Below are 10503 nucleotides of genomic sequence, written 5' to 3'. Positions count from 1 at the left end.
CATCCTTCCGGATGGTCTTTAAATTTAGCTTGCTGGCACTCCGGCTTCACCGGAGTAGGGTCTATTTTATTCTTTTTAGAAATTCATCCCAAGGATGAAGAGCACATCATACATATCGCCAGAGAGTGGCTTATCCAGAACATCTGTGCCACCGCCATTTGAAACGCGGGTCTTGTTTTCATCAGAGAAATTCACATAGTGATAGGTGCCTTGAATGCCCAAAAAGGCTTTCTTGCGCATCAAAGGGATCTCCAGGCCGGCTCCGATATCAAACCCCATGGTAGAGTCACGGCTGTAGCCATCAAGACCTGACAAGGTATAAGTTCGGTAGAATTGTCCAAGACCACCCAAGATATATGGATTCAGATCGGCAAGGCCGCGAGTCACATTTTGAGTGTTCATGTAGTACTTTAAGTCAAAGTTAATGGATGTGATCGAGACATTTCCTGAATAGGTGACAGCCTTGTCGTTGGCAGTGAACTTCACGTTGTGATCGCCTGTTTGGAAACCCAAAGACATTGCCAGGCGAAGATCGAAGAAGTAAGTCAGATACAATCCAAAATCAGGAGCAGCCGAATATTGATCTGCGAAGTTGCCGGTAAAGCCACGATATCCCGCCGCGATGCCTACAGTTAGAAAGCGACCATTGCGGAAGAAATTCACGTCGGCTTCTTCGTCAGAATCCTCGTCGAACTCACTGTAGTCAGAAAATGGATCGTAAGCCTCGTCGGGCTCAGATTGCGCGATTAAATAATGTTTCTGGTCTGAAGAAGATGGGGTCAATAATTGTGCCTGTGCCGTCGAAGGCAAAGCAAAGCTAATCCCGATCAAAAATGCCAGAAGGCCGGAATGAAGAATAATCCCCGTGGTTTTCACAATTTCCCCCTCTTATTATTATCGAATGAAAGAGGGGAAAACTTCAAAGAAAAGTGCCAGAATAGGGCTAGACTTTTTGGAGTGTCTCAAGTTGAAACAAGATTGCGGTTTGAGGTCCTCTTAGAGAGGTTCGCCGAGGGCTTTTTCGACAGACTCCACGACTTTTTCTGATGAGGGCTTGGTGATCGAACTCCATCTTTCGATGACTTCCCCTTTGCGATTTACTAGAAATTTTTCGAAGTTCCAGCTGACGTCTTTCAGCAGAAGTCCTGGTTTCTTTTCAGTCAGAAACTGATAGACCGGTTGTTTGTCTGCGCCAGTGACCGGGGCTTTATCGAAAAATGGAAAAGTCACGCCGTACTCTTTTTCCGCGAAGCCTTTGACTGCGGTGTTGTCGCCTTTTTCCTGTTTGAAATCATTTGAAGGGAAAGCCAGCACGATGAATCCGCGATTTGCGTATTTTTTGTACATTGCTTCGAGTTCTTTGAGTTGCGGAGTGAAGCCGCATTGAGATGCGGTATTGACCACTAAAACCACTTTGCCTCGGTAGGTTGAGAAATTGACCTTCTTTCCAGAGATGTCAGTCGCAGAAAGTTCGAAAAAATTCTGAGCAGATGTTGTGCTTTCAGCGGAAGCCGTCAGGCCCAGTAGGAGCATAAAAAGAGAGACGAAAAGACGCATAGGAGCCTCCAGGCGGCTGAGTCTAGAGTCATCTGCGCTTTTCCTCAAGAAAAAGTCCCCCAAAGGGTTTCGCTGCAGTGCGCACCTTTGACTTTGAGGGTTCCTGATTTTCTAATCATTAGGAGTATTTAGGTCTAAAATTCATTATCTTTTTGCAGGAGTTCAAACAAGCATGGAGTTGGGAAATCCCATCATCATAGTTTCAGCATTTGGAAGAGGCCACTGGTTGGCCGCGGCTCTTGCACAAGAAGGTATCAAAACCACCTTGGTGGATGTTTCATCCAAACTTGGAGTTTGGCCAAAAGAGGATATCGAAGGCCCCTTTGGTTTTTTTCGGAACGAAAGAATTTCTGAATCACAAGTGGATCGCTTGTACTCTGAGGATGCTTTCGAGGAAGTGCCGAATGGATTTTCTCTGTGGCTTCCTGAGGGGCCGGTCGAGTTTAAGGGGCCGCTGACAAAGTTTAAGATCGACAATCTCCCTTTGGCTTCCCAAGTGAAAGATCTTTTGTACTCATCGGTGTTAGATAAGAATGCAAAAGTGCTTTATAGAAACCTCTCTGATTTTAATTTTGATCAAAGCTGGCTTTTGCATTTCGCACATCAATGGGCGGGAACGACTTATATGCCGAATGCACGAGGTGCGAATGAAGGGGAGTGTCTTCCCATCTTGTCTTCGTTCTTCGTACGTCAGGCGACTCGTGCGGGTTTTGAAAGATCGTTGGAATGGCTTCGCACAAAAGGTGTTGAAGTTCTCGAGCCACAACAAATTGTGGATGCATCTTTCGGTGCCGGTAAATCTGTGACCGGTTTGGAAATCTCGGGAGAGAAGCAGGGCTTGTTTCGCCTTGAGCAAATTGTGTGGATGCTTTCGAGCGAAGAGAGCTATTTTTTAAATGAACGTTTAGGAAAGTACTTCTTCTCTGAGGGACCACTTGAGTCCGAGTGGTGTTGGGTTCGTTATCGTGCTGGCCTGAAGCAATGCTTTGAACGTGACAGTCTTCCACTGCACACGGTGGTGGTCGACGATCTGTATTCTCCATGGACTCATGAGAATATGATGGTCTTGCAGCGCACTTCTTTGGAAGATCAATTTGATGTGTGGATGCGAATTCCTACAGTACAAAGATTCAATAAAGAGTATCTCACTACGCGCAGTGTGCGCATGAATGATCACTTGGCTCGCCGTATGTCTTTGGCGGAAGTTCAGATTTTAAGTTTCCCACAGGAATATTACTATACTTACGCTCAGCTCGGAGCCCCTCGCTATCCGGTCTTTTCAGAGAAACAGAAAACGCGTCGTGGGAAGGTTTCTTTCAGCAACCTTCATCTCGATGGGCCGGAAGAATGGTCTCATTATGCTTGGAGTGCAAGCTTTGCTCGCAGTGAAGGTATTCAGGAACGTATCGTTGCATGGTGGAAAGAGAAGCTGTTGAAAGAACAGAAAGATCGTATGCAACGAAGCAAAGAAAGAAAGGATCAAACTCCGTGATCGAAAGATACACTCGCCCAGAGATGGGACTTCTTTGGGATATGGATCATAAGTTTGGCAAGATGATGGAAGTTGAGGTGACTGTCGCTCAGGTGCAGGCTCAACTGGGTCTTATTCCTAAGGTCGCGGCAAAAACCATCACGCAGAAAGCTCGCTTTAATGTAAAACGAATTTCTGAAATTGAAAAAGAAACCAAACACGATGTGATCGCCTTTGTCAGTAACCTGGCGGAGAATATTGGTCCACATGGAAAATATGTTCACTTCGGAATGACTTCATCGGATGTTTTGGACACTGCCTTCAGTTTGCAGGTTCGTGAAGCCGGACAAGTCTTGATGCTTTCAATTTTGAATCTTGAAAGATCTTTGAAAAGTTTGGTGACCAAGCATGCAGAGACTATGTGTGCCGGACGCACTCATGGCATGTTTGCAGAGCCGACGACATTTGGTTTTAAAATGGCGGGTTTCCTGACGGAGGTTCGTCGTAATAAAAAACGCGTGAAAGATGCTCTTGATAATATGGCCATCTGTAAATTGAGTGGGGCTGTTGGGACTTACTCAAGTCAATCTCCAAAAGTCGAGTTGATGGTTGCAAAAAAATTGAAGTTGAAGCCTGAACTGATTGCGACCCAAGTGATTCCTCGGGATCGTCATGCGGAAATGATGACGGCGCTGGCTATGCTTGGAACTGGATTGGAACGTTTAGCTATTGAGCTTCGTCATCTGCAACGAAGTGACGTGGGTGAAGTGACTGAAGGGTTTACCAAGGGCCAAAAAGGCTCTTCGGCAATGCCTCATAAAAAAAATCCTATCAGCGCTGAAAATATCACCGGTCTTTCGCGGTTGCTTCGTGGCTATGCAGTGGCAGCTCTTGAAGATGTGGCTTTGTGGCATGAACGGGATATTTCACATTCTTCTGTTGAGCGTGTGATTTTCCCGGATGCCTTTATTGTTGCAGACTATGCCGTGACCCGTATGAGTATTTTGCTCGATGGTCTGGATGTGAATAAAAAACGCATGATGGATAATATCGATAGCTCTCAAGGTCAGTTGTTCAGTTCTCATGTTTTGCTGGCCTTGGTGGCAAAAGGGATGCGTCGTGAAGATGCTTACTCTTTGGTTCAGCGGCTTTGTCATTCTTTGGGTTTTGGAGAAAACTTGAAAGACAAGTTAATGGGTGACGATGATGTTCGGGCCCTTTTGAAGCCAAAAGAGATTGAAGAGATCTTCACTGGTAAAAAGCACAAAAAAACTATTAAAGATATTTTGAAACGAGTGAAGTAGTGGAACATTGGAAGTTCTTGCAGGAAAATGACATCGTTGATGTGGTGGCTCCTGGCTACCCGTCGCAGCCTCATGAAATCGATGGTGCGCATGATTTTTTGGTTAAGTGGAAGTTGGTTCCACGTATTCCGAAGGGGTTGGTAAAACCGCACTTCTTGCATGCCAATGAAGATGAGCAGCGCTTTTCATTTTTAAAAGCCGCCATTGAATCGAAAGATTCCCGAACGATCTGGTGTTTGCGTGGGGGCTACGGCAGCAATCGTCTTCTTCCAATGTTGGCGAAACTAAAGAAACCAAAAGAGCCGAAGTTGCTTATTGGTATTAGCGATATCACCTCTATTCATACTTTTTTGATTCAAGAATGGGGATGGCCCACTTTGCATGCGCCCCTTTTGGATCGTTTGGGCAGAAAACTTGTTTCTCCGAAACATGAAAAAGAGCTGCATAGAATTCTTTTCGGTCAGGAGAAGGCGGTTGAGTTTAAAAAACTGAAACCTTTGAATGACTCGGCTAAGAAAATCAAAAGCTTAAAATCCAAAATAGTCGGTGGAAACCTCACGGTTCTTCAATCTTCCATGGGAACGCCTTGGCAGATTAACGCTGACAAGTCTTTGTTGTTTATTGAAGATTTGGGTGAGCGTGGGTATCGCATCGATCGGATGCTGGAACAATTCCGTCAAGGGGGAGTTCTAAAGAAATGCCAGGGCATTATCCTGGGTGACTTTATTGGTGGAGAAGAGCCATCAACTGGTAAAAATAATTTTGATTTAGTGTTTAAACGCTGGGCTCAGGATCTGGATATTCCACTCTTTAAAGGGTTGGAAGCGGGTCATGCTTCAGTGCAAAGACCGGTGCCTTTCAATACTTCGTGCGTCCTTCAGCTTGAAGGCGGAAAAGCGCACCTCACTATACAGACAGGGGGAAAAGCCTAATGAAATACTCAGTTCTTGAGAAAAATCTCATCACTCAGCTTGAAGATCGTATTCGTGATACAACCCCAGGAGTCATGGTTCGTGCTTATCAAGGTGGTAAAATCATCTGTGATATCGCAGTCGGCAACACCTATGCCTATTATGATTTGGCGAGTTTGACGAAGATCATTTTTACTCAGCAGGCGATGATGTATGCCTTTGAGTTGGGGAAATGGAATTTTGAGACAAAAGTTTCGGATCTTCTTCCTTGGTTTGCTCATAAAGAAACAAAATTGACAGAGCTCTTAACTCACAGCTCAGGTCTTGCCTGGTGGATGCCATTTTATCAGGAACTCAACATGGCATTGCCGCGCGATCAACGTCGCGAGCAGCTTCGTGGGATTCTGCAGAATTTGAAATTGGAAAAGCAAGAGACTGCTATTTATTCTGACGTGGGATTTATTGTTTTGAGTTATGTGCTTGAGAAACTCTTTGATAAGCCCATCTTGGATGTTTGGACGGACATTAAAAACAAGTTCTATCTGGGAACCACGCTGGAGTTCCATCCGGACAACCAGACTTCAATCAAATCATCTTTGTTTGCTCCGACGGAGGAGTGCCCTGTTCGTAAGAAATTGGTACAAGGCGAAGTTCATGACTTGAATTGCTGGTCTATGGGAGGCGTTTCGACTCATGCTGGACTTTTCGGCAGTATCGATGACGTGGGCTGGTATTCACTGCATTTGCGTTCGCAATTGATGGGGATTGCTCGCTATTCCATTCGTCAGAAAACGGCTCAGTTGTTTGCAAAGCGTGCTTTGCCAGAGGGAAAAGGTGACTGGGCGATGGGTTATATGATGCCGACGCCGGGATCCGCAAGCTGCGGAGCCTATTTCTCTTTAGATTCTATCGGACACACGGGATTCACTGGAACCTCGATGTGGTACGATCCTAAGATGGATATGAGCGTTATTGTTCTCTCGAATCGCGTTTTGTACGGATCTGAAAATAAAGCCTTTTCAAAACTGCGCCCTGAAATACATAATTGGATTGTAGAAAATTACAGAAGGTCTGGTGTTTGAAATGGATTTAAAACCTGGTTGTCATATTCACTTGATGGGTATTTGCGGAACGGCGATGGCCTCTATGGCGGGCTTATTGAAAGATCGCGGATTTAAGATCACGGGCAGTGATATGAATCCGTATCCTCCGATGTCGACTCAGCTTGAAAGTCTGGGAATCACAATTCAAAAAGGCTACAAGGCCGAAAATCTTCATCCTCAACCGGACTTTGTTATCGTAGGGAACGTCATCTCTAAGAGCAACGAAGAGGCGCAAGAGTTGATGAAGTTGGGAATTCCCTATACGTCTTTGCCGAAAGCGATGGGTGAGTTGATTATCGCAGATCGCGAAAGTGTTGTGATCTCAGGAACTCATGGAAAAACAACCACGACATCGATGATGTCCTGGGTTGCTGAAAATGCGGGAGTGAAACCGGGATTCTTGATCGGTGGTATTCCTAAGAATTTCTCTCAGTCATTTAAAAATCCAGAGGGAAATTATTTTATTATTGAGGGTGATGAATACGATACGGCTTTCTTTGATAAAGTACCGAAGTTCATTCATTACAAGCCGAAACATGTGATTCTGACTTCTGTGGAGTTCGATCACGCAGATATTTATAAAGACCTTCAAGCTGTAAAAGATTCTTTTGCGCGTTTGATGACTTTGATTCCTGAAAATGGAACTTTGTTGGCTTGTGCGGAAGATGCGAATGTCCTGGAGTTGCGCAAACTTGCTAAGTGCAAAAACTCATTCACCTATGGCTTTAAAGCGGAGGCGGATTTCCGCGCGAAAGTTCTTTTCCAGAATGAAAAAGGCGTGGGTTTTGAGGTTCATCATAAAGGTGAGATCCTAGGACCATACTCGATGCAAATCACCGGGGATTATAATATTCTTAATGCGACAGCCGTGATTGCAATGTCGAAAATTCTTGGATTTTCGGAAAACAGAATTCAAATCGCGATGGAGTCTTTTGAAGGCGTCAAACGACGTCAGGAAATTTTGGGCGAGCCGAATGGCATTCTGGTGATTGAAGATTTCGCGCATCATCCAACAGCTGTGCGTGAAACCGTTAAGGGAATTCAGAAGAAATATCCAAGCAGAAAAGTCTTCTCTGTGTTTGAACCAAGAAGTGCGACGTCTCGCCGTAAAGTCTTCCAAAAAGATTACGTGGAGGCGTTTAAGGGCTCTCACGAGGTTCTTTTGGCCAAAGCCTTCGATCAATCGAAGATCGACAGCGAAGACAGATTCTCCAGTGAAGAGCTGGTCGCGGATCTGCAAAAATCCGGTGTCACTGCGGGAGCCTTTGATTCTGCCGATCATATCGTCGAAGCTCTTAAGTCTCGTGCAAAAACAGGCGACGTCATTCTCATCATGAGCAACGGCGGATTCGACGGCATTTATACAAAACTCATGAAAGCCCTTGAGTAAGAAGCGCACTGCGTCATTGATCTGGTTTTTGGCTATTTTCTCAAGCGGGCTCCCGCTCTAATGCGGTGAGCCTCAAAAAGGTACGGCGTACCTCCTGTTCGTCTTGAAACTTTGGGTGGGCTTCGATAGGTTTTTTGCCTATGTCGAATCTCACTCCTCTCATGAAGCAATACTGGGACATTAAGTCCGTTCATCAAGATAAAATCCTTCTTTTTAGAATGGGGGATTTCTTTGAAATGTTCTTTGATGATGCGGTCAAAGCGGCCCCGGTTTTAGGGATCGCTCTTACGCAACGAAATAAAAAATCACAAGATGAAACCCCGATGTGCGGGATGCCACATCACTCGATTGCGGGGCCTATTAACAAGCTGCTATCTCATGGCTTTAAGATTGCGATTTGTGATCAGCTTGAAGATCCGAAACTTGCTAAAGGAATCGTGAAGCGCGGGGTGACGCGCGTTCTGACTCCGGGAATGGTTTATGATTCGGATACTCTGGATGGGACCAAAGCCCACTACTTGGTGAGTGTTGATTCTGAATCCATCAGTTTCCTGGATTCAACCACTGGTGAAGCATTCTTCTTTAAGTCTAAGAAAACTCAAGATCTTCTGCGGTTCCTTCAGATACTTCCGGTTGCAGAGATCGTCATTGCACAAGCAGATGAAGCCCTCTTGGGTGGTTTGCAAAATCTTCTGGTTTCCCATCATGAGGAGCTGAAGGATTCTGCCCATGACCTTTTGAAAAATGGGGCGCCCCAGACAGCGGCAAGGCTTTTGAGTTATGTGACGGCTCTTTCTGGTGAAGAGGCTTTGGCGACATTGTCACCTTTCGTTGAAAGAGATCTTGAACATCGTCTTGATGTATCAAGCACAACTCTTCGACACCTTGAGATTTTTTCCACTTATAAAGGCGAAGGACTTGGCAGTTTGTTCCATGCCATTAATCGCACGCAGACCTCAGCGGGCAGTCGCTTGCTTCGTCAATGGTTGAGCTTTCCGTTGCGCGATCCAAAGGCGATTGAAAATCGTCTGTCATCTGTCGAATTCTGGAGAAGTCACGTCCTTGAGTTGAAACGGGTTCGTCAGATATTGGGGCAGATGGGGGATATTGAACGCCGCCTCGGTAAGATTTCTCAGCCTCAATGCAATGGGCGAGATCTGTTGGCATTAGCGGGCAGTGTGCATGCAGGGATCAGTGCGCTGGAAGTGCTTTTGCATACATCAGGAGGCACGGCGAACTTTGAACCTCTTCGCAATCTGGCCTACAAAATTGAACGCACCTTGGTGGAAGACCCGCCTCTTGCGACCAAACAAGGCTACTTGATCCGTACCGGAGTTTCTTCTGAATTGGATGAGTTGATTGAGTTATCAACCAATGCTCAAGCCATGGTCGCGCGCATGGAGGCTGAAGAGAAAGAAAAGACAGGCATCTCAAGCCTGAAGATTCGGTATAACAATGTTTTTGGTTATTATATCGAAATCACCAATACTCATAAAGACAAGGCGCCGGCGAACTATCAGCGCAAGCAGACTTTGACGAACGCAGAGAGATACTGCACGGATGAGTTGGTGGAGCTTGAAAGAAAAGTACTGAGCGCGAATACCAAACGTGCAGATCTTGAATTTGAATTCTTTGAAGCTTTGAGAAAAGAAATCCTCGCGCAATGCCCGGCACTTTTGACCTTGGCGCATGAGTGCAGCGAAGTGGATGTGATCTCAAGTCTTGCCTGGTTAAGTCTTGAAGAAAAATATGTACGTCCTCAGTTTACGAATGATGGCTCCTTGAAGTTAAAGGCCAGCCGTCATCCCGTGGTGGAACAAACTGTGAAATCTCAGTTTGTTGCAAATGATATCGAACTGCGTCCTCATTCTTGCTTGCTTCTGACGGGGCCGAACATGGCCGGTAAGTCGACTTTGATGAGACAAGTCGCTTTGATGTCGATCATGGCACAAATGGGCAGTTTCGTTCCCTGTGATGAAGCGCATTTGCCATTGTTTGATTCTATCTTCACGCGTATCGGTGCTAGCGATCAGTTGTCCGAAGGTCTTTCTACTTTCATGGTTGAGATGATTGAGACATCAGCCATGTTGAAGAATGCCACGAAGGACTCTTTGGTGATTCTGGATGAAGTGGGGCGCGGCACGAGTACTTTTGATGGTATGTGCCTGGCACAATCTATTCTTGAGCACCTTTTGAGTGATGTGAAAGCATTGACCTTCTTTGCGACTCATTACCATGAACTGACTTCTTTGGATCAAAGCTTCTCGCAAATTACCAACGCCCACATGACTGTGGCGGAACGAAATGGCGAAATCCGATTCCTTCATACTTTGGTGAAAGGACCGGCCCTGAAGTCTTACGGTGTGCAGGTTGCGGAATTGGCAGGTTTGCCAGCGACAGTGACGAAGCGGGCAAAAGGTTTGCTGCGTGAAATTGAATCCAAAAGAGTTCAAGCAAGCAGTCAGTTGTCTTTGTTGGATCAATTGTCATCAATCCCGGTTTACGAAGAAATGGCAGCGCCCGTGCCGTCTGTGGATCCAGAAACTCTTCGTCGCGAAGAGACTTTGAAGAGTTTGATGGACGAGGTTCAGAAGTATCCTTTGATGCAAATGAGTCCACTCGAGGCGATGAACCAGATTGCCAAATGGAAAGAAATCGTTTCAAACTCTGTATCATAAAATTTATTTAAGAGTTTGATTGGGCTAAGGAGCTCAACAACAGGCTCTTGGTCTAGTGTATTTAAAGCCCTCCGAATCCGAATAGTACT

General features: G+C 45.6%; 8 protein-coding genes. 6 read left to right on the top strand and 2 right to left on the bottom strand.

The features are described 5' to 3' along the window. Positions 1–75 precede the first annotated feature (75 nt). Together NWE73_RS09810 and NWE73_RS09805 are read right to left on the bottom strand one after the other, a co-directional pair. A complete protein-coding gene (locus tag NWE73_RS09810) occupies positions 76–876 on the bottom strand; it encodes a porin family protein (protein WP_277578138.1) in 801 nt (266 codons plus the stop codon). Positions 877–996: 120 nt separating this feature from the next. Continuing rightward, positions 997–1533 carry a glutathione peroxidase gene (locus tag NWE73_RS09805; protein ID WP_407652949.1) on the bottom strand — a complete coding sequence of 179 codons (537 nt, stop codon included), beginning with the start codon at positions 1531–1533 and terminating at the stop codon, positions 997–999. Positions 1534–1729: 196 nt separating this feature from the next. Here NWE73_RS09805 and NWE73_RS09800 point away from each other — a divergent pair, with 196 nt between their 5' ends. From NWE73_RS09800 to mutS, 6 genes are all read left to right on the top strand, one after another. Beyond that, the gene (locus NWE73_RS09800; RefSeq protein WP_277578136.1) at positions 1730–3049 is read left to right on the top strand and encodes a hypothetical protein; all 1320 of its coding nucleotides are present in this window, start codon (positions 1730–1732) and stop codon (positions 3047–3049) included. Then, positions 3046–4332, top strand: a complete 1287-nt coding sequence (purB, locus tag NWE73_RS09795) for an adenylosuccinate lyase (RefSeq protein ID WP_456062077.1) — start codon at positions 3046–3048, stop codon at positions 4330–4332. The genes NWE73_RS09800 and purB overlap by 4 nt, the downstream gene beginning before the upstream one ends. Continuing rightward, positions 4332–5264, top strand: coding sequence for a S66 peptidase family protein (locus NWE73_RS09790; RefSeq protein WP_277578134.1), 933 nt, complete (start codon positions 4332–4334; stop codon positions 5262–5264). The genes purB and NWE73_RS09790 overlap by 1 nt, the downstream gene beginning before the upstream one ends. After that, positions 5264–6325, top strand: coding sequence for a serine hydrolase domain-containing protein (locus tag NWE73_RS09785; RefSeq protein WP_277578133.1), 1062 nt, complete (start codon positions 5264–5266; stop codon positions 6323–6325). Before NWE73_RS09790 ends, NWE73_RS09785 begins: the two co-directional genes overlap by 1 nt. 1 nt (position 6326) lies before the next feature. Then, a complete protein-coding gene (gene mpl / locus NWE73_RS09780) occupies positions 6327–7736 on the top strand; it encodes a UDP-N-acetylmuramate:L-alanyl-gamma-D-glutamyl-meso-diaminopimelate ligase (protein WP_277578132.1) in 1410 nt (469 codons plus the stop codon). Between the two features lie 140 nt (positions 7737–7876). Continuing rightward, complete coding sequence (gene mutS / locus NWE73_RS09775; RefSeq protein ID WP_277578131.1) at positions 7877–10414, top strand: DNA mismatch repair protein MutS; 2538 nt, start codon at positions 7877–7879, stop codon at positions 10412–10414. Positions 10415–10503: the final 89 nt, after the last annotated feature.

This window comes from Bdellovibrio svalbardensis (genome assembly GCF_029531655.1).
GTDB classification, from domain to species: Bacteria; Bdellovibrionota; Bdellovibrionia; order Bdellovibrionales; family Bdellovibrionaceae; genus Bdellovibrio; species Bdellovibrio svalbardensis.
The sequence above is the reverse complement of the archived record's forward strand: the minus strand, read 5'-3'. Positions and strand labels throughout refer to the sequence as shown.

What these genes read in the sequence shown, in the direction of transcription:
- NWE73_RS09805 (WP_407652949.1), bottom strand. Translation starts at nt 1,533, where the DNA reads ATGCTCCTACTGGGCCTGACGGCTTCCGCTGAAAGCACAACATCTGCT.
- NWE73_RS09800 (WP_277578136.1), top strand. Translation starts at nt 1,730, where the DNA reads ATGGAGTTGGGAAATCCCATCATCATAGTTTCAGCATTTGGAAGAGGC.
- NWE73_RS09785 (WP_277578133.1), top strand. Translation starts at nt 5,264, where the DNA reads ATGAAATACTCAGTTCTTGAGAAAAATCTCATCACTCAGCTTGAAGAT.
- mpl (WP_277578132.1), top strand. Translation starts at nt 6,327, where the DNA reads ATGGATTTAAAACCTGGTTGTCATATTCACTTGATGGGTATTTGCGGA.
- mutS (WP_277578131.1), top strand. Translation starts at nt 7,877, where the DNA reads ATGTCGAATCTCACTCCTCTCATGAAGCAATACTGGGACATTAAGTCC.